The sequence below is a fragment of the Peribacillus muralis genome, from assembly GCF_001439925.1.
GTDB lineage: Bacteria > Bacillota > Bacilli > Bacillales > DSM-1321 > Peribacillus > Peribacillus muralis.
This window is the reverse complement of the sequence record NZ_LMBV01000001.1, coordinates 362,114-385,358: the sequence shown is the minus strand read 5'-3', so window position 1 is coordinate 385,358 and position 23,245 is coordinate 362,114. Positions and strand designations below refer to the sequence as shown.

Annotated in this window: 28 protein-coding genes; 9 read left to right on the top strand and 19 right to left on the bottom strand. The window is 42.7% G+C overall.

Features of this window, described 5'->3' with window-relative positions; genetic code table 11:
- Positions 1 to 84: 84 nt before the first annotated feature.
- The 4 genes from ASU00_RS01865 to ASU00_RS01855 form a co-directional block, all read right to left on the bottom strand.
- On the bottom strand, positions 85 to 273 hold the full coding sequence (locus tag ASU00_RS01865) for a hypothetical protein (protein WP_057911736.1): 189 nt from the start codon (positions 271 to 273) through the stop codon (positions 85 to 87).
- Positions 274 to 337: 64 nt separating this feature from the next.
- Positions 338 to 922, bottom strand: coding sequence for a 5-formyltetrahydrofolate cyclo-ligase (locus tag ASU00_RS01860; protein ID WP_057911735.1), 585 nt, complete (start codon positions 920 to 922; stop codon positions 338 to 340).
- A gap of 115 nt (positions 923 to 1,037) precedes the next feature.
- On the bottom strand, positions 1,038 to 1,187 hold the full coding sequence (rpmG, locus tag ASU00_RS24290) for a 50S ribosomal protein L33 (RefSeq protein WP_028391797.1): 150 nt from the start codon (positions 1,185 to 1,187) through the stop codon (positions 1,038 to 1,040).
- Positions 1,188 to 1,304: 117 nt separating this feature from the next.
- Entirely contained in the window at positions 1,305 to 1,913 is a 609-nt protein-coding gene (locus ASU00_RS01855) for a hypothetical protein (RefSeq protein ID WP_057911734.1), read from the bottom strand.
- A gap of 408 nt (positions 1,914 to 2,321) precedes the next feature.
- Here ASU00_RS01855 and ASU00_RS01850 point away from each other — a divergent pair, with 408 nt between their 5' ends.
- Entirely contained in the window at positions 2,322 to 2,714 is a 393-nt protein-coding gene (locus ASU00_RS01850) for a hypothetical protein (protein ID WP_057911733.1), read from the top strand.
- Positions 2,707 to 3,147: a hypothetical protein gene (locus tag ASU00_RS01845; protein WP_152983661.1), complete on the top strand. Its 441-nt coding sequence runs from the start codon at positions 2,707 to 2,709 to the stop codon at positions 3,145 to 3,147. Before ASU00_RS01850 ends, ASU00_RS01845 begins: the two co-directional genes overlap by 8 nt.
- A gap of 56 nt (positions 3,148 to 3,203) precedes the next feature.
- Here the strand turns inward: ASU00_RS01845 and phoU are convergent, their stop codons facing one another.
- The 9 genes from phoU to ASU00_RS01795 form a co-directional block, all read right to left on the bottom strand.
- Complete coding sequence (phoU, locus tag ASU00_RS01840; protein WP_057911731.1) at positions 3,204 to 3,857, bottom strand: phosphate signaling complex protein PhoU; 654 nt, start codon at positions 3,855 to 3,857, stop codon at positions 3,204 to 3,206.
- A gap of 20 nt (positions 3,858 to 3,877) precedes the next feature.
- Positions 3,878 to 4,705, bottom strand: coding sequence for a phosphate ABC transporter ATP-binding protein PstB (pstB, locus tag ASU00_RS01835; RefSeq protein ID WP_057911730.1), 828 nt, complete (start codon positions 4,703 to 4,705; stop codon positions 3,878 to 3,880).
- Positions 4,706 to 4,721: 16 nt separating this feature from the next.
- Positions 4,722 to 5,600 (bottom strand): phosphate ABC transporter permease PstA, encoded by an 879-nt coding sequence (gene pstA / locus ASU00_RS01830; protein ID WP_057911729.1) that lies wholly within the window; start codon positions 5,598 to 5,600, stop codon positions 4,722 to 4,724.
- A gap of 3 nt (positions 5,601 to 5,603) precedes the next feature.
- A complete protein-coding gene (pstC, locus tag ASU00_RS01825; protein ID WP_057911840.1) occupies positions 5,604 to 6,503 on the bottom strand; it encodes a phosphate ABC transporter permease subunit PstC in 900 nt (299 codons plus the stop codon).
- Positions 6,504 to 6,641: 138 nt separating this feature from the next.
- Positions 6,642 to 7,604, bottom strand: coding sequence for a PstS family phosphate ABC transporter substrate-binding protein (locus tag ASU00_RS01820; protein ID WP_057911728.1), 963 nt, complete (start codon positions 7,602 to 7,604; stop codon positions 6,642 to 6,644).
- 190 nt (positions 7,605 to 7,794) lie between these two features.
- A complete protein-coding gene (locus ASU00_RS01815) occupies positions 7,795 to 9,969 on the bottom strand; it encodes a peptidoglycan D,D-transpeptidase FtsI family protein (protein ID WP_057911727.1) in 2,175 nt (724 codons plus the stop codon).
- Between the two features lie 185 nt (positions 9,970 to 10,154).
- Positions 10,155 to 11,375, bottom strand: a complete 1,221-nt coding sequence (locus ASU00_RS01810; protein ID WP_057911726.1) for an MFS transporter — start codon at positions 11,373 to 11,375, stop codon at positions 10,155 to 10,157.
- 332 nt (positions 11,376 to 11,707) lie between these two features.
- Positions 11,708 to 12,316, bottom strand: coding sequence for a superoxide dismutase SodA (sodA, locus tag ASU00_RS01800; protein WP_057911724.1), 609 nt, complete (start codon positions 12,314 to 12,316; stop codon positions 11,708 to 11,710).
- A gap of 137 nt (positions 12,317 to 12,453) precedes the next feature.
- Positions 12,454 to 12,939 carry a DUF456 domain-containing protein gene (locus ASU00_RS01795; RefSeq protein WP_057911839.1) on the bottom strand — a complete coding sequence of 162 codons (486 nt, stop codon included), beginning with the start codon at positions 12,937 to 12,939 and terminating at the stop codon, positions 12,454 to 12,456.
- 161 nt (positions 12,940 to 13,100) lie between these two features.
- Here ASU00_RS01795 and ASU00_RS01790 point away from each other — a divergent pair, with 161 nt between their 5' ends.
- The 4 genes from ASU00_RS01790 to ispG all read left to right on the top strand — a co-directional run bounded on the left by ASU00_RS01790 (position 13,101) and on the right by ispG (position 15,909).
- Positions 13,101 to 13,868, top strand: a complete 768-nt coding sequence (locus tag ASU00_RS01790) for a DUF1189 domain-containing protein (protein WP_057911723.1) — start codon at positions 13,101 to 13,103, stop codon at positions 13,866 to 13,868.
- Positions 13,869 to 14,020: 152 nt separating this feature from the next.
- Positions 14,021 to 14,173 (top strand): anti-repressor SinI family protein, encoded by a 153-nt coding sequence (locus ASU00_RS24950; protein ID WP_152983660.1) that lies wholly within the window; start codon positions 14,021 to 14,023, stop codon positions 14,171 to 14,173.
- A gap of 86 nt (positions 14,174 to 14,259) precedes the next feature.
- The gene (locus ASU00_RS01785) at positions 14,260 to 14,592 is read left to right on the top strand and encodes a hypothetical protein (protein WP_057911722.1); all 333 of its coding nucleotides are present in this window, start codon (positions 14,260 to 14,262) and stop codon (positions 14,590 to 14,592) included.
- Between the two features lie 204 nt (positions 14,593 to 14,796).
- On the top strand, positions 14,797 to 15,909 hold the full coding sequence (ispG, locus tag ASU00_RS01780) for a flavodoxin-dependent (E)-4-hydroxy-3-methylbut-2-enyl-diphosphate synthase (protein WP_201786258.1): 1,113 nt from the start codon (positions 14,797 to 14,799) through the stop codon (positions 15,907 to 15,909).
- Between the two features lie 44 nt (positions 15,910 to 15,953).
- Here the strand turns inward: ispG and ASU00_RS25870 are convergent, their stop codons facing one another.
- Positions 15,954 to 16,424, bottom strand: a complete 471-nt coding sequence (locus ASU00_RS25870) for a DUF308 domain-containing protein (protein WP_201786255.1) — start codon at positions 16,422 to 16,424, stop codon at positions 15,954 to 15,956.
- A gap of 170 nt (positions 16,425 to 16,594) precedes the next feature.
- Here ASU00_RS25870 and ASU00_RS01770 point away from each other — a divergent pair, with 170 nt between their 5' ends.
- Positions 16,595 to 17,179: a 5' nucleotidase, NT5C type gene (locus tag ASU00_RS01770; RefSeq protein WP_057911720.1), complete on the top strand. Its 585-nt coding sequence runs from the start codon at positions 16,595 to 16,597 to the stop codon at positions 17,177 to 17,179.
- A 38-nt stretch (positions 17,180 to 17,217) separates the two neighbouring features.
- Here ASU00_RS01770 and ASU00_RS01765 read toward each other — a convergent pair whose 3' ends face one another.
- The 3 genes from ASU00_RS01765 to ASU00_RS01755 are packed head-to-tail and all read right to left on the bottom strand — an operon-like array spanning position 17,218 to position 19,278.
- Positions 17,218 to 17,643, bottom strand: a complete 426-nt coding sequence (locus ASU00_RS01765; protein WP_057911719.1) for a Fur family transcriptional regulator — start codon at positions 17,641 to 17,643, stop codon at positions 17,218 to 17,220.
- A gap of 15 nt (positions 17,644 to 17,658) precedes the next feature.
- Complete coding sequence (locus ASU00_RS01760; protein ID WP_057911718.1) at positions 17,659 to 18,492, bottom strand: metal ABC transporter permease; 834 nt, start codon at positions 18,490 to 18,492, stop codon at positions 17,659 to 17,661.
- A 21-nt stretch (positions 18,493 to 18,513) separates the two neighbouring features.
- Entirely contained in the window at positions 18,514 to 19,278 is a 765-nt protein-coding gene (locus ASU00_RS01755) for a metal ABC transporter ATP-binding protein (RefSeq protein ID WP_057911717.1), read from the bottom strand.
- Positions 19,279 to 19,490: 212 nt separating this feature from the next.
- Here ASU00_RS01755 and ASU00_RS01750 point away from each other — a divergent pair, with 212 nt between their 5' ends.
- Positions 19,491 to 19,751 carry a DUF2624 family protein gene (locus ASU00_RS01750; protein WP_057911716.1) on the top strand — a complete coding sequence of 87 codons (261 nt, stop codon included), beginning with the start codon at positions 19,491 to 19,493 and terminating at the stop codon, positions 19,749 to 19,751.
- Positions 19,752 to 19,863: 112 nt separating this feature from the next.
- Here ASU00_RS01750 and ASU00_RS01745 read toward each other — a convergent pair whose 3' ends face one another.
- A complete protein-coding gene (locus ASU00_RS01745) occupies positions 19,864 to 20,757 on the bottom strand; it encodes a deoxyribonuclease IV (protein WP_057911715.1) in 894 nt (297 codons plus the stop codon).
- 12 nt (positions 20,758 to 20,769) lie between these two features.
- Entirely contained in the window at positions 20,770 to 22,083 is a 1,314-nt protein-coding gene (locus ASU00_RS01740) for a DEAD/DEAH box helicase (protein WP_057911714.1), read from the bottom strand.
- A gap of 469 nt (positions 22,084 to 22,552) precedes the next feature.
- Here ASU00_RS01740 and vrrA point away from each other — a divergent pair, with 469 nt between their 5' ends.
- Positions 22,553 to 23,239, top strand: coding sequence for a VrrA/YqfQ family protein (vrrA, locus tag ASU00_RS01735; RefSeq protein ID WP_057911713.1), 687 nt, complete (start codon positions 22,553 to 22,555; stop codon positions 23,237 to 23,239).
- Positions 23,240 to 23,245 lie beyond the last annotated feature (6 nt).

Sequence of the window (23,245 nt, the reverse complement as noted above, 5' to 3'; positions counted from 1 at the left end):
TTATTTAAAACTATAGACGATATCTTGTAAAAAGTAAAAAAAGGAACCTTGATTCGGTTCCTTTTTAAGAAATGCAGACATAACTCATTTGACCTGACTGAACATGCTTTGCATCATTTTATCCCTGAACATTGGCATACTCAAGGATTTGGTCACTAGAAATCTTCTCAGGAAGCCATTGGAAAGCGCCGCATTGACCAAGCGGTACCGATTTTTGTACCCGGCATAAACAGCTAAACCAACCAGGAAGATATGAATAATCGATCGAAGCATAATAATCCCTCCTATCATTAGTGTGATACGAGACAGGATTTTTATGAGCTAAAAGTGATAAAGATTAAACATCTTCCATTCTGGTGTACGTTCGCAGAATTTTTGTTGGGGTGATAAGCTTACCGACTGCGATATCATGCACATCTATCGGTAGCTCCTCCACAAGTTGAAGCTCGTATGCAAGTGCTAGCGTAGCTCCTTTGTATCCGGGGAGGAAGCGGTCATAATAGCCGCCGCCGAAGCCGAGGCGAAACCCCTCTATCGTAAACGCGAGACCTGGGACGATCAACACATCCAATTCGTCTTTTGTCGCCTTGGCTGTGTTGGCTACCGGTTCAAGCAGCCCATGATAGACAGACTCCAACTCATCAAAGGAGGAAATCTTTTTGAATTCCATCGACTTTTGATGAGGGTCACATTTTGGTACTGCCACTTTTTTGCCTTCACGCCACGCTTGTTCGATGATCCGTAAGGTTGAAACTTCAGGATGGATGGAAATCGTAATGCCAATCGTCTTCGCCTTTTGCCATTCCTCAAGCGAAAATAAGTTTTCCGCTATCTTGTTCGAATGTTCTTCATGCTCCTCTTTGGTCAGCTTCATTAAGCGGTCTTTAATTTGCTGACGGAGTTTTTTCTTAATTTCCTTCATCATATCTCATTCCTTTGCTCAGCTACTGTTAGTATCTTAAAATAGCAGTTCGTTTACGAAACGTCCGCATGACCATAAAAAAGCATAAAAAAAACAACAGGAAAAATCCTGTTGCTTACTTTGTTTCGCGGTGAGTTGTGCTGCGTTTTTCTCTTGAGCAGTATTTTTTAAGCTCAAGACGGTCTGGATTGTTACGTTTATTTTTTTTAGAAATATAGTTACGGTCTCCACATTCAGTGCAAGCTAATGTAATATTTACGCGCATTGTGTATTTCCCTCCAAACATATTGACTTTTTCACATAGGACTTTTCTATAATAGCATTATTCAATGCGAATTGCTAGTATGTTTTTTGGGAAATCGAACATTAACTTTTAACTAATTCAAATCGTTACGTTTTGCATCGTCAGCAGCAGCTGATTATTGATGACTTTCGCATCCTCCTTCGTTTCAGCATGAACGACCCAAGCCACCGCTTCGACACACTCTTTCGGCAGAATCTCCGTCTCCAGTGTGAACATGCTGGTTACCTCCCCCTTGGCGAGCGGTGAGTACGCCAGAAGTCCTTCTTTCAATGATTTGAAGCAACCCTCCTGATAAAGGCTTCCTTTGCCTTGAATGCAATATTGAGAGATGCTTTTCCCCTTTACCAAGCCCCCTAATAAGGCAATCGATTGGGGCGCTACATGTAATATGGCCCGTTCATTCGGGCTATAAAAAGCCACTGCCTGTCTTTCGAAAGCGTTTTCATAGTGGAAAAATATTTTGGGACGCTTAATCTCAAATGAAGTATTCCTGATCGTGAACTTGGAAAAGGTAACCTGCCCTTGTGTGAAGGTTTGTAGCAGTGTCCGTATCTCTCCATTAGGATGACTCATCATATCTTCCTCAGGATACCAATCAAAACTCTCATCCATCCATAAACCGGCCTTCAATCCCTTACGAAATAGATCTTGATTATCCTGCGGCATATATGCGTATAACGAATTCATATAATCATCCCTTCCCCTTCTCTATTTTTAAATAGCTTATCGTTAGGCGCTGACAGTGAAACGACTCACCTGAATTTTGCACACTCAATTAATTTCAATATTCATAATATTTCGTTTTCCAATTTATTCTATCTTCATGTTAGCATTGATTGGGCTTATGGACAATAAACACATTTTGTCGAATTTTATGCAAGTTATTAAGCAAAGGTTTTATTCCCCGATTCCTGCTCATTTTTTTTTTCAACGTGTAAAATCATGATAGCTTTCGACAATAATTTGAAATAAAACAAATAAAAAAATGAAGCGTATTGCCGCTGCCCTAGCTATAAAAATATGAAATTCGCCATTTTTTTTAAAATTTGTGTAAAATACAAGTATATGTCGAAAATTATTTTCCGAGGTGAAAACATGGAAACCTTAATCATCCTACTTTTCTCGTTAGCGATCATTCTTCTTATCCTTTCCTTTTTCAGTAAAGATAAAGTCGCCAAATTAGAAGAAGACTTAGAACAAATGACGATAACGTATATGCACGATATGTATCAATTAAAAAAGAAAGTGAAAATTCTTGAAGGCATCATCGAGGATGATCCCGTTTCATCCGTAAAAGCTAGATTCCAGCATCCACCGGTCTCTTCCGGGGATCTTGAACCGATTCATGAAATTCTAAAGAGCCAAGTTCTATCCTTATACAGACAAGGGCTTTCTTTGGCACAAATCGCTAAACAATCCTCCTTAACCGAGGAACAAACCCTGTCGGTCATCGAACAACAGGGAATGCGGGGAAATGATCATGATTAAGGGAAGACTGCAGGGTTTTTCAGCCGGCATCATCTTCACGACTTGCATCTTTGCCGGCTGTTATTATGGCACCGGAATAATTAAAGGGAGCGATTTGACCAGTGACGAGGCCAAGGAACTGCTCGAGAAAGACGGTTTCACCGTCTCTCTTCCTAATAAGGAAGCGCAGCAGGCTTTAAAGCCGTCAAGGGACATCGATCAAAAGCCGAAGGTGGAGCAAACCCCCATCGTCTCCTATACCATGAAAGTCAAATCGAATATGACTTCAGCGGAGATTGCCACTATGCTTGTTGAAGAAAAGATCATCGATGACGCAGCTGAGTTTGAAACGTACATGAACGAGCATGACTTCTCGAAAAAAATACAAATCGGCGAGTTTGTGGTCACCAATACGATGACCTATCGGCAATTGGCCAATACGTTATCTCATTAGTCAATGAATAAAAGAGGCTTTGTAAAAAGCCTCTTTTTTTTAACTTATGGTTCAGATCATTCATTTCTGCCGATGTATCTCCCTCTTACAAGGAAATAAATATTTTCTGCGATATTCGTTGTATGATCTGCCGTTCTTTCTAAATATCGGGCAATTAAGGAAAGCTGTGTGACCTGCTGTAGGTTTTTTTCATCTGAAAGTCGAAGGAGACTTCGAATCATCTCTCCATAAAAGCGATCGACCTCATCATCCATTTCAATGATTTCTCTTGAAAGGACAACATCTTCCTTCTCAAATGCTTCTATCGAAAGTTCAATCATCTTTAATGTAATATCATGCATCTGCCTTAAAGGTGTTAAAGGCAGAATAAATGGCTGGTCACCGATTCGGATGGCTGATTTAGCGATATTGACGCCAAAGTCCGCCATCCTTTCAATATCCGAGGCAATTTTTATGGCAGCAATGATACGCCGCAAATCAATTGCAACCGGCTGCTGCTTCGCAATCAGTAAAATCGCAAAGTCATTAATTTCCTCTTCCAGCAAATCAGCTATTGTATCATCATCAATAACTTCAAGAGCATCATCAACATTATTGTTTTCCAGTGCTGCATATGATTTTGATATTGCCCCTGAAGCTAAATTAGCCAACCTCACTATTTTCTCTTGTAACTCTTTCAACTGAAGCTCGAAATTTTCACGAACGACCATTATCGCATCTCCCTTTCTCTTTAACCGAAGCGTCCGGTAATGTAATCTTCTGTCCTTTTATCATTCGGATTAGAGAAGATGGTATTGGTATCAGAATATTCGATGACTTCCCCATTTAAGAAGAAGGCCGTTCGATCAGAGATACGCGCTGCTTGCTGCATGTTATGGGTAACGATGATGATGCTGAAGTCCTTTTTCAGTTCCTGGACTAATTCTTCAATTTTCAATGTGGAAATCGGATCAAGGGCGGAAGTCGGTTCATCCATTAATATGACATCCGGTTCGATTGCCAAACATCTGGCGATACAAAGACGCTGTTGCTGTCCACCTGAAAGTCCATATGCATTTTCATGCAGACGGTCTTTCACTTCATCCCAAATGGCTGCCCCTTTTAAACTCTTTTCCACGATTTCATCGAGAACCTTTTTGTTTTTGATGCCATGAATCCTTGGTCCGTAGACCACATTATCATATATGGATTTAGGAAATGGATTTGGTTTTTGGAAGACCATGCCCACCTGTGTCCGTAAGTCTTCAACCTTGTAGGACTGATCAAGGATATTTCTGTTTCTGTATTTGATCTGTCCTGTCGTTTTGACGTCCGGGACGAGTTCGATCATTCTGTTCAATGTTTTGATGTAGGTGGATTTCCCACATCCTGAAGGTCCTATGATGGCTGTCACCTCATTTTGATGCATATCCAAATTAATATTTTTCAAAGCATGGTTTTCTCCATACCATAAATTGAGATTTGACGTTTCATATACCTTTTCCGAAAAGGGAACGGACTCGACATTTTCGAACCCGTTAGCCGGTGACTCATTTTCTCTCATTAAGGTCATATTCATGCTTTCCTTCCTCCTATTAGTATCTTTTCTGGAATTTATTTCGAATTAAAACCGCTATTGAATTCATAAAAATTAACAGGATGAGTAAAACGATGATTCCCGCGGCAGCAACCTGCTGGAATTCCTCCTGTGGACGAGATGTCCAATTATAGATTTGCATCGGCAGAACTGTAAATGTATCCATGACCGTTTGTGGTAAAAAGGCGATGAACATCGGTATGCCAACCACCACAAGTGGCGCCGTTTCACCGATTGCCCGTGACAAAGCCAGTATTCCCCCAGTTAAAATACCAGGTACCGCAGCCGGCAGGACCACTTTCAATATCGTCTGCCACTTTGTTGCACCCATTCCAAAGGAAGCTTCCCTTAAATCACGCGGTACTGCACGTATGGCCTCTTGGGCAGCTACTATGATGACTGGAAGAACGAGTAGGCTCATCGTCAAGCCTGCTGCCAATATGGACCGATCCAATGCCAGCGCACGGACGAAAACCGTTAAGCCCAGCAGTCCAAATACTATTGACGGGACACCTGCCAGATTGGAAATATTCACTTTGATGAAAGTGGTGATCCAATTTTTCCTGGCATATTCCTCTAAATAAATGGCCGTTCCGACACCAAGCAGCAGGGAAACTGGAGCCACGACTACCATCAACCAGATCGACCCGATCAATGCTGCCTTTATTCCAGCTTCTTCCGGTTTCCTCGAAGCGAAATTCTGCAGGAAATCCCCATTCAGACTACCAATTCCTTGAGTGAATATCCGATAAAATAAGATGGCCAAAACGATGAGGCCAACCAGTGTTGCCAAGAAGAACAATCCTTTACATACCGTATTTACGGCCAGCCTGACGGGCATCTTTTTTGCAACTTGACTTTTGTTTATCAGCTTCATGTCTTAATATTCCTCCCTGAACTTGCGAGAGATGAACTGCGCCAGTAAATTCATGATGAGCGTAAAGACGAACAGTGTCATACCAACCGCATATATGCTGTAGTAAATCGTTGTCCCGTACCCTGCATCCCCCGAACTGACCTGTACGATATAAGCAGTCATCGTTTGGATCGATGACGTCACATCCATGCTCATGTTTGGGGTCGAGCCACCGGCAACACTCACAATCATCGTTTCCCCGATCGCTCTGGATAAAGCAAGAACGATGGAAGCCACAATTCCTGAGATGGCTGCTGGCAATACCACTTTAATCGTCGTTTCGAGTTTCGTTGCTCCTAAAGCATACGCACCTTCGCGAATCGACTTCGGCACTGATACAAGGGCATCTTCCGACAAAGAGGCTATCATCGGCATGATCATGATACCTACAACGATTCCAGGACTTAAAGCATTGAACATGTCAAGGGAAGGAAAAAGATCCCGCAAAACCGGTGTTACAAAAGTTAAGGCAAAGAAGCCGTAAACGATAGTAGGAATCCCAGCTAAAACTTCTAAAATCGGCTTGATGATTCTCCGTGTTTTCTCAGATGCATATTCACTCAAGAAAATGGCTGTTGCAAGCCCTATTGGAACTGCAACCACCGCTGCTATGACTGTGATCTTCAACGTCCCAATGACAAGGGGCATAATCCCATAGGAAGGTGTGGAAGCAAATGGGAGCCATTTAGCTTCTGTCAAAAATTTGACGATGGACACTCTGTCAAAAAAGATAAACGTTTCAAATATAAGGGTCAGGATGATCCCGATTGTAGTAAAAACGGAAATTGCCGCCATAAGGAACAAAAGCTTAGGCATGACTTTTTCCATATTGATTTTTTTCTTACTTTTCTTTTCCAGGATCATTTGCTGTACAGAATAGGTTTCTGTTTTTCTAAGTTCCAACTTGCATCCTCCATTTCAGACACGCAATTTTTGGATTTACAAGCTGTTACCCCCGCCTTAATCGAGTCAAGGCGGGATTTCAATAGCCTGTAATATCGTTTATTTTTCCAATTCTTTTAATTTATCAAGATCTTTCTGATACTCTTCTTCTGGCAGGCTGATATATCCCACTTCTTCTGCAAGCTCTCCTGCATTTTCAATGACGAATTGAGTATAATCTGCAACTTGTTCTTTTTCAGCTACCGACTTATTGGCTACATATGTGTAAAGCGGACGTGACAATGGTGCATACTCCCCACTTTTAATCGTTTCATGCGTTGGCTCTACGGCACCTTTGCCGTTGTCGATGGAAAGGATCTTCAGCTTATCTTTATTTTCAGAGTAGTAGGCATAACCGAAGAATCCAATCGCATTTTTATCACCTTCCACGCCTTGTACAAGAACGTTATCATCCTCGGAAAGCGTGGCATTTTCCACCATCGGTTTTTCTTCAAGGATCACTTCATTGAAATAATCATATGTGCCTGAATCTGTTCCCGGAGAGTAGAATTTAATTTCTTCCTTCGGCCATTCAGGGCGTATATCAGACCATTTCTTCACCTTTCCATTATCAACCCATAGTTTTTGAAGTTCTTCAACTGTTAGTGAATCGATGAATTCATTATCTTTATTGGCAACGATTGAAATACCGTCAAATGCCAGTTTCAACTCTGTATATTTAACTCCCTTTTCTTCAAGTAAGGCAGTTTCTTCTTCTTTGACCGGACGGGATGCATTGGCTAGATCCGTATCACCAGCGATGAATTTCTTGAATCCCCCACCTGTTCCTGACGCTCCCACTGAAACCTTCACATCAGGCTGTGTACCCATATATTCCTCTGCAACTGCCTCCATGATCGGGAAGACCGTTGAAGAACCATCGGTAATCACTTCTCCCTGCAGTTGGCCCGATCCTTTTCCTTCGCTGCTGCTTGTCTTAGCGTCATCAGATCCACAACCTGCCGCCACTGCAATTACTCCACCCATAACTACAGTCATTGCAATACCTTTGAAACGTCTCATTTGTAAATCCCCCTAAGAATTTTATATGAATATTTTGTCCTACAACCAAATCATACTTTCAGACTGTAAACCCCGTTTAAAGCATTTGTAAATATTCCGTAAATTATTGTGTGCGAATTGTAAAGATGTCAAAACAGGATGGATGAAAAAAAAACACGTCTTCGGTTTTATCCGAAAACGTGCTTTGACTTCATTCATTTTCCTGGCTTTTTCTAACTTCTGCCTGGTCTTTTTGTACGTCTTTACCATTCTCTACTTTTAAATCAGTCGATTTGTCTGTATCTTCATCTTTCTTCTTTTCCCGTTCTTTTTTCAGTTTGAAATACGTGTCCATGATTTCCTCACCTATTTCTTTACTCATGTCATGACCCGTATGGCCCTGATATGCCCACGGTACGACGACCGCAAATGCAACTTCAGGGTTTTTAGCAGGTGCATAGCCCACCATCGTGATGTTCATCGTTTCTTGGGGCTCGCTAAACTTCTCCCGGTCCGGTCCATCATAGAACGCTTCAGCCGTCCCTGTTTTAGCAGCGACTGTATAAGGTTTATCCCCGAAAAACCTATAAGCTGTCCCGCCTTGCTCCATTGAAACTTTCTCGAAGCCGCTCTGGACGCGCTTGATCCAGTCTTCCTTCATATCCAGGCGATTCATGACCGTCGGTGAAACGTCTTCGGCGACAGGTCCCAATTCCTCGTTGTTATCGACCGGATCACGAATTTCCTTGACCATGTGAGGCTTCATGCGGTTTCCGCCATTGGCAATTGCTGAAACATATTGCACGAGCTGCATCGGCGTGTACGTATCATACTGGCCGATAGCGAGATCAAGAAGCTTACCTGGAGATACTTCGGAACCTTTGAAACCGCTCATTTCATTTGGAAGATCGATTCCCGTGCGCACACCCAAGCCAAACTGGGCAAATGAATTCCGCATCGTCGAAAACGCGCCTGAACTAATGTTCAAAGGTTCATTCGGTACATAGTGCGCACCTGCAATATTAATTGCCGTTCTGAACATATAAACGTTCGAAGAAACCTTTAATGCGGTCAAATCATTGATGTTCCCGAAGTCACTATATGAACCTTTGGGCGGTGTACCTTTGATTCTCAACTTCGTATCGTAAAAGGACGTGCCAGGCTGAATCGCGCCTTGCTGATAGCCGGTTAATACAGTTGCACCTTTCACGGCTGACCCCATCGTATAGGAAGTCGTGATATTTCCTAAAGCAAAGTCCTCAATGGAGGATTTCCCTGTTTTCGGATCCTTTTCATATTTCTTTCCTGCCATCGTCAAAACTTCCCCCGTATCAGGGTCCATCATGACGACAAAGGCTCTATCCAAAAACTTGGTGTTACCCATTTTTTTCTTGGCGATCAACTGCTTTTCAATGATTTTTTCTGTTGCCAGCTGTAAGTCCATATCAACCGTCAAGATAAGGTCTTTTCCACGCTGCCCTTCAGAGATCACTTCGGAGTCGACGACATTTCCTGATTTATCAGTCACATTCCTTACTTTCGCTTTCTGCCCTTGGAGGATATCTTCGTATTGCAGCTCTATATAACTCTTCCCTACACGATCATTCCGACTGTAGTCACGGGCTAAGTAATAGTTGAGACTTTCACTAGGCAAGCCTTCTTCAGAAGAAGAAACTTTGCCCAATACAGATTTAAGTGTTTTATTATACGTATAAAAACGATCCCAATCTGTTGATATATCCACCCCTGGGAGGGAATCAAGGTTTTCACTGACCCTGGCGAATTCTTCTTTCGTTACTTTCTTGTTTTTTACAATCTGTGGCGTAAGGGCATATCCGCTGGCAAACTCCCTGTATATCGCGAGGGTTTCCATATCCTTGTCGGATAGTTTTATTTCATCCTCTGTTATCCGGTCGAGCTGAATCTTATACAGGTCACTCTCTTCCAGCTCACCCTCTTCGACTTTCTTTCTTTCTTTAGTGGTAACCTTTTTTTCAGCCAACTCCGGATTATTCAATATCCAAAAATCCTTCATATCGCGTTCAGTCACTTTGTCCGTATCTTTTTCGATCAACTTTGCGAGTTTCTCGGCGGTTTCCACCATATCTGCTGTCTTCGTACCTTGCTGTCGTGTATATGTAATTGCATCCAGTGGTTGGTTGTCGACCATCAGCTTCAAGTTCCGGTCATACATTTTCCCGCGGGGCACCGAATTATTCACGGTCACTTCCTCTGTTCTTTCAATTTCACGCCGGTAATCATCACCATACACAATCTGTACAACACCTAAGCGTAAAATGAGAGCGGAAAACAAAACAAACACTAAAAAGAAAAGAATATTCAATCTGAAAGGTACATGCGTCTTTTTCTTTTTCTTTTTATTCACACTAAGCCACACATCCTTTATACATAGTCATAATGGTCCTATACCATTCTATAGAACATTTATATTTTTTTCTACCTTAGTGTGCTAGAAATATTAAACAACTGGCGAACTTCCGAAAAAACGTGACTTGCGCCTCATATTTGTGATGTCACGTCATTGAAAAGGGGCCCTTTTAGGCCCCTTTCTCAATCTTGGTCGTTGATATCGATCTTCCGTACAAACCAATAAATCATGGTATGTCCTGCACCGACGATTAACAGATAAATCGGCAGCACCTGCTTTAGGTCGAAAAACAGGACGGACAAAATGAACCCTAATATGGATACAATCCTTCCAAGATGGACGAATAACTCCCTGACGACGATATATTCAATCCTCATTTCCGCAGCTTTCCATGCGCGGCCTATGATGTCATAGGTTAACGAAATATACGGGACCAGCAGGATCGGATAAGCGGTTGCAACAATTGCCCCATATATGAGAAGCTTTCCGAAAGTGACATCAAAAGCGATCAGCAAGACCCCTGCATACAAGAGGATCCCCCCTACAAGTATCGCTTTTTTTCGCATCGGTTGTTTTATATACCGCGAAGCGAGATAATACGCAACGAAGGCTATCGCGGAATTTAACAAACCATAGCTCCCTAAGGCAAGTTCACTATCCGTCTGAATGAAAACGATAATGGAAATGATGAACATGAAGGTACCCTCGCGTAGCCCTTGAAAAAAATGGGCGCGAGTGATCAACTGCCAATTCCGATTATGTTTACGTTCTTTCAATATCCGGAGGAAATAGTACTTCCCATGCGCAGGACGCCTTTTTAACGAAAAACTGAGCAGCACGGCAACGGAAAACAAGAGCAATGATAATCCGAATACAATGGAATATCCCGTGAATTTTTCAAGCCTCGAAATGATGAACCCTGACAGAATCGGACCAATCATTCCTCCTAGGGATGACAAAATCCCTAAAAAACCATTGAAGAAGTCCCTCGTTTCCGGCTCCGTAATCTCGAAAGTCAATACATTAAACGCCAGCCAATAAAACCCATACCCTATCCCGATCATTGCACCAAGAAGCCAAATGAAATCCGTGGCACGAGTCCCGACCAAAAGGACAGATAAATAAAACAAGGCCAAAAAGATAACACCAAGACGCAAAACAATGATTCGATCCACTTTTTTCGCCAACCTGCCAGCAAAGACAAAGGTTAGCGGCTGAAAAAGCACCACGGTTAGATTATATACGGCAATATCAACAATTTGACCGGATTGTTTCCACAAGTACACATTAACGAATGTATTGGATAAAGCAATACTCAGGCTGTACAGGCCGCCGATAAACAAAAGGAGATGTAAATCCTTCTTCCCTCCCGCTTCACCCAACACTCTCTCTAAAATACCCATTGTTTTAACTCTCCTTTAAATTCCACTCTAGTGTTTGAAAGATCAAGGGGATTTATGTAAAAAAAAGCAAGAAAACTTCGATTGGCTAGACTGGGGGCGGTGACAGAGAAGTGTGTGTGAGTTTCTGCCGTTTACTGGTGGAGTTTGGTGCTCATACTCGCGCACTTCAATTTTTGGGGCACCTCATGATTGCGCAGTTTGCACTCGTGAGTTTTGCACTTTCACTCGCGATTTCAGCTCCTTTACTCGCGAATGCCGCGATTCAGTTAGGAGAAACAGCAAAAAGACAGGATCCCATAAAAGGGAGTCCTGTCTTTTTTACTTGTTATTGATTATTTTGCAGCGCTATAACGTTTTGATACTTCATCCCAGTTTACAACATTCCAGAAAGAATTGATGTATTCAGGACGACGGTTTTGGTAGTTCAGGTAGTAAGCATGCTCCCAAACGTCCAATCCAAGAAGTGGCGTTTTGCCTTCTGATAATGGATTGTCTTGGTTCGGAGTGCTTGTTACTTCCAACTCACCATTGTTGACGGCAAGCCAAGCCCAGCCAGATCCAAACCGAGTAGTAGCCGCTTTTGCGAATTCTTCTTTAAAGCTGTCGAAGCTGCCGAATTTAGATGTGATTGCGTCTGCTAGTTCACCAGTCGGTTGTCCGCCACCGTTTGGTGAAAGGATTTCCCAGAATAATGTGTGGTTAGCATGTCCGCCGCCGTTGTTGCGTACAGCTGTACGAGCAGCTTCTGGTACTGCATCCAGGTTAGCGACAATTTCTTCAACGCTTTTGCTTAGAAGCTCTTGGTTGCCTTCTAGAGCATTGTTCAAGTTTGTCACATATGTGTTGTGATGCTTCGTGTGGTGAATGTTCATTGTTTCTTTGTCGATGTGTGGTTCCAATGCATCATATGCGTACGGTAATTGTGGAAGTTCAAAAGCCATAATAAAATTCCTCCCTATGTAAGCTGTTTTTTTTTGAGGGCTTCAGTTCTCGAAGGATACATGAAGCTCGCTAGCATTAGAGTATCAAATTTTTGTAAACCTTTCAAACCTTATGCCTCGTTTTGCGATTTAATTTCCTATGAGTATACCACGAATAAAAAATAACCAATCATCAATAGTTGAATGATGCCTTTCGTAATTACACTGCTAATAAAACCAACGACAGAGCCGAGGCCGATTTTGGATGCAGTAACCGGATCTTGTTTATGGACAATGATTTCTGCCAGAAAGGCACCGATGAAGGGGCCGATCAAGATGCCGAGGAATGGGATGACGAACGGTCCGACCAAAAGTCCGATGGTACTGCCCCATACGCCCGCTTTCGTGCCGCCGTATTTTTTGACACCAACCATGTTTGCAATGTAATCCGCTGCGAACAATAAGATGACGAATAAAATTTGGACCGTCCAGAAAAACCAGCCAAACGGTGCAAAGGAATAAAACAGACCATAAAGCACGATTCCGCCGAATATGAATAAAACGCTTGGAATGATCGGAAATATCAGACCGACGAAGCCCATTATGAACATGAGGACAATAATTATCCAAAAAAGTGTATCCACCATCAAAACGCCCTTTCTCTTTTCATTTATGATTGCCTCTACCTCTCCATAATTGCCTCTTTATGGGTAGTTGAAACCAATGACTCATCATACAGGTTGTTTTATTTTCCCCATATAGTTAAAATTGGTTAGGAATCTTATAAAGTTAGGTGCTGAAAACATTGAACATATTCAAACAACTTTGGGTGAGCCTATATTCCCCTAAAGATATCGCTTCCTTTCAAAACCAAGGTATCGGCAAGACGATTTTATACGTATTTTTTGTAAGTCTCATTGCCTTTCTTCCCTCAGCCTTTTACTTCGGTACAATGATGGTTGATGGGATAGATGCCATGCACGAAACAATATCGGAAGACTTACCGGCATTCAAGATCCAAAATGGCACATTGACGACAGATAATGATGAACCATTTAGCTTGAATAAGAATGGTTATCAAATTTTCGTGGATGGAACCGGTACGATGACCCCGGAAGATGTGGCTGAAAAAGCTGATGAGGCTGTGGCCCTTTTAAAATCCGATTTGGTGTTCGTATCTGGAGGCAATGTGCAATCGTCTCCATATTCTCTTCTCGAAGGAGATAACGAGGAAATATCGTCTTGGCTCGATTCCGTCGAATCTGTACTGCCAATTATCCTTCCGTTGCTGCTCCTTATATTATACCTGTTTACAGCTAGTGGAGTCTTCATTAAAGTAACGATCCTTGCTGCTTTCGGTCTTCTTTTCAAGAATGCCCTTGGCCGGACGCTTTCATATAGGCATCTTTGGAGAATTGGTGCATACAGTATTACGCTTTCGACCATTTTCTTCACCGTCATGGATTCATTTCAAGCAACGGTTCCATTTGCCTCATTCATCAGCTGGTTCGTCACATTGATGATGCTTTATTTATCGATTAAAGAAACATCTGCCAAATCCTCCTTGGAATGACCAAAAAAACACAAAGACCAAGTCGCTAAGGGCTATCGGATCTTTGTGTTTTTTTTCCATGTGACTGCAGTCATCATTTTTCATATCTCCTTAATTCGACAAAAAACTCAGCAAGTTTTTCCTATACTGATGGTTGAATTAGATTTTAAGAGGTGATAAATGTGAAAACAAGTTATCTTGATTTGCAGTGGTTGTCACTCATCATGGAGGCAAGAGAGATAGGCCTGTCTCCAAAGGAAATCAGCGTCTTTCTTGGCACCTGCTCAAAAAATCGAGAAGGTACCCAAACGAAAAAAAATAATTGACGATTTCGAAAATGCCCATTTTTAGGCATATTCCTAGTCCCTTTCAAGTATATATAGTGTAAAGACAAGCTTGGGAGGGTGGAAAATTGAAAAGGCTACTGATTTTTGTATCATTTTGCTTCACATTATTCATTATTTATTTCGACCTGACAACTGGCACCCTGCCGACTTCACCCCCACCGGCTGCTAAAGTCCAGCCTGCCGTCCCGGCAAGTCAGCAGCAATCTGCCCCGAGTGCAGCTTTTAAAGAAATTACGATGAAGCCTGGTGATACTTTACTCTCCATTGTCGAAACGGAAAATAGCGGAGACAATCAGCCGATTGAAACGATCATATCTGACTTCCAAAGCTTGAATGAAGGCATGAAGCCTGAAAATATGCAGATTGGCAAAACATATAAGATTCCTGTTTATAAATAGCCGGAAACTGGGTGGGTCTTCGTGTTTTCAAGCGCTCTCGATAACTACGTAAAAACCCAGGAATAGCATAATCTTCTTATTGAAAAAAGATATTGCAGCCTATTTCCTTGTCAAGCGGTAAGTAGATTGATACAATATTTTAGAGAAACAAATGAAAAATCAAAACTGATTTTTTCCTAAAGGAGAGAATTCCACTTGAGTGAAATTATACATCGTACCAAGACGCGGCCAATTAAAGTCGGAAACTTAACAATTGGCGGCAATAATGAAGTTATCGTACAAAGCATGACAACTACTAAAACACATGATGTTGAAGCAACTGTTGCAGAAATCCTTCGTCTTGAGGAAGCGGGATGCCAAGTCGTGCGAGTCGCCTGTCCTGACGAAAGAGCTGCAGATGCAATTCCTGAAATAAAAAAACGGATAAACATCCCACTTGTAGTCGATATTCATTTTGATTATAAGCTGGCATTAAAGGCAATTGAAGGCGGAGCGGATAAAATCAGGATCAATCCTGGTAACATCGGTCGCCGCGAAAAGGTTGAAGCAGTCGTTAAAGCTGCCAAAGCGAAAGGCATCCCAATCCGCATCGGTGTAAATGCCGGTTCGCTTGAGAAGAAGATACTCGATAAGTATGGATATCCAACGGCAGACGGTATGGTCGAAAGCGCCTTGCACCATATCAAGATCCTTGAAGATCTCGATTTCCATGACATCATTGTGTCCATGAAGGCCTCTGATGTGAATTTGGCCATCGAAGCATATGAAAAAGCTTCGAAAGCATTCGATTACCCGTTACATTTGGGAATTACCGAATCGGGTACATTGTTCTCCGGAACGGTAAAAAGTGCTGCCGGACTAGGTGCCATCTTAAGCCAAGGCATCGGAAGCACGATGCGTGTCTCCTTAAGCGCCGATCCGGTCGAAGAGGTGAAAGTCGCTCGGGAGCTTCTGAAAGTATTCGGACTTGCTTCCAACATGGCCACTTTAATTTCCTGCCCGACTTGCGGTCGCATCGAAATCGACTTAATCTCCATCGCGAATGAGGTCGAGGAGTACATCCAGACGATCAAAGCTCCAATCAAGGTATCTGTGCTTGGTTGTGCGGTAAACGGTCCTGGAGAGGCACGTGAGGCTGATATCGGCATAGCCGGTGCACGTGGTGAAGGCTTGCTGTTCAGGAAAGGGCAAATTGTAAGGAAAGTGCCTGAAGAAACGATGGTCGAGGAACTGAAAAAGGAAATTGACAAAATCGCTGAAGAGTATTATGAAAAACAAAGAGCGGAAGCTGCCGCGGCAGCTTTATTGAATAAATAAGACAAAAACCCCGATTCTTAGCATCGGGGTTTTTTGCGTCTTATTTAAAAGAACGGCAGGATGAATATGCCTACGATGATGGACAGAGCCCCAATGCCTATCGCCCATGTTCCCAAGTTCGATCCTCGGCTTCTGGCCACTATCCCTACGATGATGCCGGCAATTCCTAACAGAAAAGGCATCATGAATAGCGATAATATGGAAATGATCAAGGCTATGACACCAATGGTTTTCCCCCTTGATGCCACTTCCCCAGAATCAACAGCCCCGACTACAGACCCATCTTTATATGATCTGCTTCTTTGAGGCAATGTTGAGATCTCGGCTGACGTTTCTTCATGATACCGATTATCGGCATTGAACACGGGCCCCCGATTTTCATACCTTCGATCATCTGCAGGCTCAGCTTCATTATAATACCGCTCATGATGCGGATCATCGACATTCGTTGTCTCACTGCCCTCTTTGCCCAATCGTATTTCATCGTCAATACTGGAGTATTGATCTTTCTCCATCCTTGCATCCCTCACTTTCGTTTATAGGAGCAGTTATAGTATGTGTTAAAGCTTCGGAATCCATCGTGATAATGGTTTCTTGTCTTGGAAATAAATAAGCGAATTTACCAATGCTTTGATTGTATATGTTACACTATTACAAGTACTTTTAAGATGAGGAGAGATTTCCCATGAAAAAACGATTTGGCATCGACATAGACGGGACTGTCACAAGACCCGATTCCATGGTCCCCTTTTTAAATAAAGCTTTCCAATTGAATTTAGCTTATGAAGATATTACCGAGTATGACTTATTCCCATTCGTTAACGTTCCAAAGGAAGATTTCACCAAATGGTTCATCGAGACGGAGCCTCTCATTTATGCCGAGTCTTTATTGGCTGAAGGAGCAAAGGATGTATTGGAAAAATGGACAACACAAGCCGACCTCTATTTCATCAGTGCCAGGAGCAACCGTTTATTCGATGTAACTAAGGATTGGTTCACAACGAACGAGGTCCTCTATAACCATATTGAGCTTGTAGGTTCACATGATAAAGTCGCTGCAGCGAAGAAATTCGCAGTCGATCTGTTTTTAGAAGATAAGCACGATAATGCGGTAGCCATATCGGAAGAATGCAAAATTCCGGTGATTTTATTCAATACCCCTTACAACCAAGACCCTGTACCTGAAAGCGTCATTCGGGTCAACAATTGGCAAGAGGCCTCTTATTGGGTGGCCCAATGGTTGGCAGAAAAGCCCGTTTCCATTAAATAAACGAAAAAAACCCATTGACTAAAAGTCAATGGGTTTTTTCAGGCCTCTACAGATATACGGCATGCGGGGCAGCGTCCGTATATTTCAAATTTATGACCCGAGACATCGTAGTCCTTGAGGCTATCCTCCAGCTCCTGCATCGGGCACACTTCGATTTCTTTCGTTTTACCGCAATTCAGGCAGATGAAATGATGGTGGTGGGAAGCATGGCCGCATGTAAAGCGGAAGTGCTTTTCCCCTTCCAGCTCAGTCGTTTCAAATATCCCCAATTCAACGAATAATGAAAGGTTCCGGTAAATCGTATCGAAGCTTAATCCAGGATAGTCTTGTTTCATATTCTCCAACACATCTTTTGCCGTTAAATATTTATCGCTGGTCGAGAAAAGCTGAAGCATCTCTTCCCTCTTTCCAGTATGTTTAAATCCTTTATCTTTTAGTAATTGCATAGCAGTCGTTACGTTCACGAAACATCACCCCATCTATCGATTTTTCCACTTATCAAACAAAATTGACAAGATGAGAATAAGCACAGCGATTATTACAATGGTGCCGCCAGGAGCGAGGTCAAGGCTGTATGATAAAAATAAACCAACTACGACGGAAACTTCGCCGAATAAGATCGAGAACCCAATCATTTGCTTAAAGCCCTTGGCAAAGCGGAGACTAGCTGCTACCGGCAGCGTCATGAGCGAAGAAACGAGCAATATGCCAATGATTTTCATGGAAGCGGCGATGACCAAGGCTACCATCACAATAAAAATGAAATGAATGGATTTGTAAGGGATTCCGGAAGCTTTGGCATGTTCTTCATCAAATGATAACTGAAATAACTCCTTATACAATAGGGTAAGGGTCAAGACGACGACTATCCCCACTGCCAAGATGACATACAAGTCCGCCCGACTGACTGCGCTGACGCTTCCGAATAAATACCCGAACAAATCCGTATTGAAGCCATCTGCAATGGATATGAAAATGACACTAAGACCCATGCCGCCAGACATGATGATCGGGATTGCAAGCTCTTGGTAATGCTTGTATACCCCTCTTAATTTTTCAATGAATAATGATCCGCCAACAGAAAAGGCCATCCCCATATAGAGGGGATTCAATCCCGCCATCGACAGAAAACTCTTTTGAAGCAATAAACTGAACGCTATGCCAGCAAGCGCTACATGACTGAGCGCATCAGAAATCATCGACATTCGTCTTACCACAACAAAAACGCCCACTAATGGCGCAATTGCTCCGATGATGATTCCCGTCAAGAATGCGTTTTGCAAAAATTCGAATTGCAATATCCCCGATATCATTGGCCTATCCTCCAAAACTTTTTAATGATCATGATGTAAAAACTGGACGCCATGTCCATAAATCGATGAAAGCTCACCTTCATCCAACTCATTATATTCACAAGCATCCCCATGAAAATGAAGCTTTTTATTCAAACAGGCTACATGTGTGACTTTATCGGTGACGGTACCGACGTCATGAGTTACCAAAATCAAGGTAATTCCTAACTTTTTGTTCAGCATCTCAAGCATTTCATAAAATTGGTGGACATTTTTTGAATCAACTCCGACTGTGGGCTCATCCAAAATCATCAATTCCGGCTCACTGACTAGCGAGCGGGCAATGAAGACCCTCTGTTGCTGCCCTCCGGACAATTCACCGATATTGCGGTTCTGATATTCAAGCATGTCAACGGATTCGAGGGCATTCTTTACCAGGCGCTTGTCTTCTTTGCTTGCAAACTTGAATAGTCCAATTTTTTTGGTCAGCCCGCTCTGAACCACTTCGAATACAGTTGCAGGGAATCCAGAGTTAAAGGAATTCGCCTTTTGTGAAACGAACCCGACCCGTTGCCAAGCTTTAAAGCGTCGTATGTCTTCCCCGAATATTTCTATATTACCTTTTTGGAGTTTGAACAGTCCGAGCAGCAGCTTCAAAAGCGTTGACTTACCTGATCCATTTGGTCCGACGATTGCCAAGAAAGCCCCTTTCGGAATTTCAAGCGAAACATGTTCGAGCACCAGATCTTTCGTATATTTGTATGATATATCTTCTATTTTAACTATTGGGTTTCCTACATTATCCAAGATATCACCTATTTTTTAAGAATCATTACGATTAACAATCGTTAGTATAAAACAAAGAAGTGCGAATGTAAAGAATCCTGACCTCCTAAGGGGCACATAAGCCCTGAACTGCCAAAAATCGTTAGCTGAATTCAGTACCTGCCATTCAAATCGAAGTTTCATGTTCACATACGCCTTCCTCCTTCATATGTTTTAAAAAAGGAGGAGATCGTTTGAAATTATTCGAAATGATGGTCAATCATAAAATCAACAATATTCGCCCCGATGAACTGCTTTCCCTTGCCAGGCAGCATAAGGTTGCTCTTACGCAAAAACAAGCACAGGATATCACTGCGCTTCTAGCAGGTAAAAATATTAACATTTTCGATATCCGGCAAAGGCAAACCGTATTGGGACAAATCACAAAAGTCGCCGGAGCAAGCACGGCCAGGGAAATAGAATCCCTATTCAACAACCTTACTTCCACTTTTTAAAAGGTCTTGGCCAATTTTCCGGCAGTCTTTGAAAAGTCATACTTAAACAAATGCAAAATGAAAGGACGATTCATCCTTTATTGGATGAATCGTCCCTTTATACGTTAGAATATTATTGGAGTCTGATCTTTTCCAGTAATTCTTCGTCAAATTGTTTGTTCTTAAACATATCGATTTCATATTTATAAGGTGGCTTTTTATCTTTCTTGTCTTCCCCTACATAAGGCGTTTCCAGTATTTTAGGAACAGCGCCTAACTGTGGATGATGGACAATCTCATTTAACGCCTTAAATCCGATATGACCGAATCCAATGTTTTCATGGCGGTCCTTGCGCATGCCGCGTTCATTTTTACTATCGTTGATATGAAGGACTTTAATGCGGTCAATACCAACCAATTTATCAAATTCATTTAGGACACCATCGAAATCTTCAATGATATTATACCCGGCATCATGAGTATGGCAAGTATCGAAACATACCGATAATTTTTCGTTATGGGTTACACCATCGATGATCATCGCCAGCTCCTCGAATGACCTGCCACATTCAGTCCCTTTACCAGCCATCGTTTCAAGCGCGATTTGAACTTTATCGTCGGCAGTTAGCACTTCATTCAAGCCTTCAATGATCCGTTTAATTCCCATTTCACTACCAGCACCAACGTGCGCACCTGGGTGAAGGACGATTTGCCTTGAACCAATCGCTTCGGTCCGGTCGATTTCGCTGCGTAGGAAGTTGACTCCAAGCTCGTATGTGGCTGGATTGGTCGTATTTGCTATGTTGATGATATATGGGGCATGGACGACGATGTCAGTCATGCCATTCGCCTCCATATGCAATCTTCCAGCCTCGATATTTAAATCCTCGATTTTTTTACGTCTTGTATTTTGAGGGGCTCCCGTATAGATCATGAATGTGTTGGAGCCATACGAAACCGCTTCTTGACTCGCAGCAAGAAGCATATTTTTCCCGCTCATTGAAACATGCGATCCAATCTTCAGCATCTGATTTCTCCCCTATTTCTTTCTCTGTATACGACGTTCGCGTTTTTTGAAGTTTTCCACATCACGTTGGATTTTCTTCTTGTAACCCGGCTTGACTTTAGTAGGCTTCTTGACGTGCCTGCTCGCTTTAACATCGATATCAGATTTTTGTTTTTTACGGTTTTTCCGTTTATTACGTTCGTCTATATCAACCCAATCCCCGTTCTGGATATCTGCATCACGAAATTCAATGCCCATTTTTTCCAGACGATTCAGCGAATCTTCATCTGAAGTATCATAAAGGGTTGCGGCAATGCCTGAATATCCTGCACGAGCTGTCCTTCCTGTCCTATGGATGTAAAAATCAAGATCTGTAGGCAATTCATAGTTAATGATATGACTGACACCTTCGATATCGATTCCACGGGAAGCCAAATCTGTCGCAACGATGAATTGATACTCAAGATCATTGATTTGCTTCATCATTTTTTTCCGCTCACGAGGCGTTAAATCCCCATGAATACGACCGACATTCAGCCCTTTTTCGATCAAGGAATTAGCCACATGATCGGCCATTTTCTTTGTGTTCGTGAATACGATCGCCAAATAAGGATTATAACGAACGATGATATCATGAAGCAGCTGCTCTCTGTTACGGTGGCGAAGCGGTACCAAAACGTGCTCGATCTTCGCGGCGGTCGCCTGCTTCGGATTAACTTGAACATACTTCGGATTTTCCATATATTTATTCAAAAACGGCTTCAATTTTTCCGGGATGGTTGCCGAGAAGACAAGCATTTGGATTTTTTCAGCCATACGCGACGCGAATAGATCGACATCTTCCAGGAATCCCATGTCCAGCATAAGGTCCGCTTCATCGACTACAAGCATTTTTGCCGTATAAACCTGAAGCGCCTGAGCCTCGACCAAATCCTTGATTCGGCCTGGCGTTCCTATTACAAGCTGTGGCTGTGTTTTCAATTTATCAATCATCCGCTGCTTATCCGTACCACCTATAAAACAACGAACAGAAATCTGCTCATCCTCAGGGAAATGGTCGGCAATTTTCAAAGCTTCTTTGTAGATTTGGTTCGCTAACTCACGGGTTGGTGCGGAAATAATCGCTTGAACTTCATTTTTACTAGCATCAAGCCTGTTCATAATCGGCAGCAAATAGGAATGTGTCTTTCCTGTACCTGTCTGCGACTGTCCAATTAAGCTACTTCCCTTTAAAAGCGACGGAAGCACGCGTTCTTGAATTTCCGTCGGCTTATCGAACCCTAAAGTACGAACCGCATCTAGAATGTAGCTTTTCAAATTAAATCGTTCAAATTGGTTTTGTTTCATCAGAAAACTCCTTTATTCTTGTCAGTCATTAGACATGTCCTGTTATTATAATAAATTTCACACGAAAAGCGCAAGCACCTTGGTCAGTGCTGGACCTGGATTACACAAAAAGCGCAAGCACCTTGGTCAGCTCACGTATGAAAATAGGGATTGACCCAAAAGGCGGTTTTTGCCTTATGAGGGCGATCATCTTTTTCACAGTGAGCTAGGTGCTGGAGCTGGATTACAATATATTGCGCAAGCGCTGAGGCTAGTTCTCTTAAAATGGACTCTTGCAAACGAAAAGCCCCTGTCCTGGTCATAGCGTATCCCCCGCAGACATGGAGCTAAAAGACTACCGTTACCATCTTACCTTCTTTCCGGTCACTTCACAACAGCACAGTCACTCTTTCCTCAAACCTTTTTTGCCGAGTTGCATAATTTATAGAGAGAAATACATCAGCTCATAAAATCAGAGGAGGTGAAACCTATGTTCCAAGATAGAAATCGTCAACCCGGACCCGGTTTTGGGCCACCCCGTGGTCGGAGGATGCAGCAGCCTCCCACACCATATAGACAGCAGATGCAGATGCCTCAAGCTTTCCAGCCGATGCGGCAGCCAATTGGACCAAACGGACCACAGGCACAGCCAGGGCCAAATGGTTTCAGGGCACCATTCGGCCAGCAGCAGCGGCAGGATATGCCACCGGCAAAAAAGGAAGGATTGCTGTCGAAGATACTTGGCAAGTCCAAACAAAAGGCAGCTCCTCCTAACTTATTCGCACCCGCCGCTTCCAGTAACCAAAGTTCATCGAGAAGCAGCGGTGGGGGGATTTTGGAAACATTAAAAAACCCGGATTCCTTGAACAATATGTTAGCTAACACGCAAAAGGTGCTTCAGGCAGCCGAACAATTCACCCCCATGGTGCAACAATACGGACCCGTGATTAAAAACTTGCCGTCCATGTGGAAATTATTCCGGAGCATATCGTCATCTGGAGATACCGAGAACGGGGCAACATCCGTTGTTGGCGAAACTGAGTCAGTGACACAAACAAACGTTGCGGAAACGCCAAAGCCGAATCAAAAGGAGACACCGCCTGAGGCTGCGCCCACCTCACGGATTCGTCCTGCGGGCAGAAGGGAAAGATCATCCGGACCCAAGCTTTATATATGAATTCCA

Excerpts from the sequence above, each read along its gene's own strand:
- pstB (WP_057911730.1), bottom strand. The coding sequence starts at position 4,705 with ATGAATATGACCTTAATGAGAGAAAATGAGTCACCGGCTAACGGGTTC.
- ASU00_RS01855 (WP_057911734.1), bottom strand. The coding sequence starts at position 1,913 with ATGAATTCGTTATACGCATATATGCCGCAGGATAATCAAGATCTATTT.
- ASU00_RS01850 (WP_057911733.1), top strand. The coding sequence starts at position 2,322 with ATGGAAACCTTAATCATCCTACTTTTCTCGTTAGCGATCATTCTTCTT.
- ASU00_RS01845 (WP_152983661.1), top strand. The coding sequence starts at position 2,707 with ATGATTAAGGGAAGACTGCAGGGTTTTTCAGCCGGCATCATCTTCACG.
- rpmG (WP_028391797.1), bottom strand. The coding sequence starts at position 1,187 with ATGCGCGTAAATATTACATTAGCTTGCACTGAATGTGGAGACCGTAAC.
- ASU00_RS01740 (WP_057911714.1), bottom strand. The coding sequence starts at position 22,083 with ATGAAACAAAACCAATTTGAACGATTTAATTTGAAAAGCTACATTCTA.
- phoU (WP_057911731.1), bottom strand. The coding sequence starts at position 3,857 with ATGGTCGTTCGTGAAAATTTCGAGCTTCAGTTGAAAGAGTTACAAGAG.
- vrrA (WP_057911713.1), top strand. The coding sequence starts at position 22,553 with ATGTTCCAAGATAGAAATCGTCAACCCGGACCCGGTTTTGGGCCACCC.
- pstC (WP_057911840.1), bottom strand. The coding sequence starts at position 6,503 with ATGATCCTGGAAAAGAAAAGTAAGAAAAAAATCAATATGGAAAAAGTC.
- ASU00_RS01820 (WP_057911728.1), bottom strand. The coding sequence starts at position 7,604 with ATGAGACGTTTCAAAGGTATTGCAATGACTGTAGTTATGGGTGGAGTA.
- ASU00_RS01865 (WP_057911736.1), bottom strand. The coding sequence starts at position 273 with ATGCTTCGATCGATTATTCATATCTTCCTGGTTGGTTTAGCTGTTTAT.
- ASU00_RS01770 (WP_057911720.1), top strand. The coding sequence starts at position 16,595 with ATGAAAAAACGATTTGGCATCGACATAGACGGGACTGTCACAAGACCC.
- ASU00_RS25870 (WP_201786255.1), bottom strand. The coding sequence starts at position 16,424 with ATGGAGAAAGATCAATACTCCAGTATTGACGATGAAATACGATTGGGC.
- pstA (WP_057911729.1), bottom strand. The coding sequence starts at position 5,600 with ATGAAGCTGATAAACAAAAGTCAAGTTGCAAAAAAGATGCCCGTCAGG.
- ASU00_RS01760 (WP_057911718.1), bottom strand. The coding sequence starts at position 18,492 with ATGATATCGGGGATATTGCAATTCGAATTTTTGCAAAACGCATTCTTG.
- ASU00_RS01810 (WP_057911726.1), bottom strand. The coding sequence starts at position 11,375 with ATGGGTATTTTAGAGAGAGTGTTGGGTGAAGCGGGAGGGAAGAAGGAT.
- ASU00_RS01745 (WP_057911715.1), bottom strand. The coding sequence starts at position 20,757 with ATGCTGAAGATTGGATCGCATGTTTCAATGAGCGGGAAAAATATGCTT.
- sodA (WP_057911724.1), bottom strand. The coding sequence starts at position 12,316 with ATGGCTTTTGAACTTCCACAATTACCGTACGCATATGATGCATTGGAA.
- ASU00_RS01860 (WP_057911735.1), bottom strand. The coding sequence starts at position 922 with ATGAAGGAAATTAAGAAAAAACTCCGTCAGCAAATTAAAGACCGCTTA.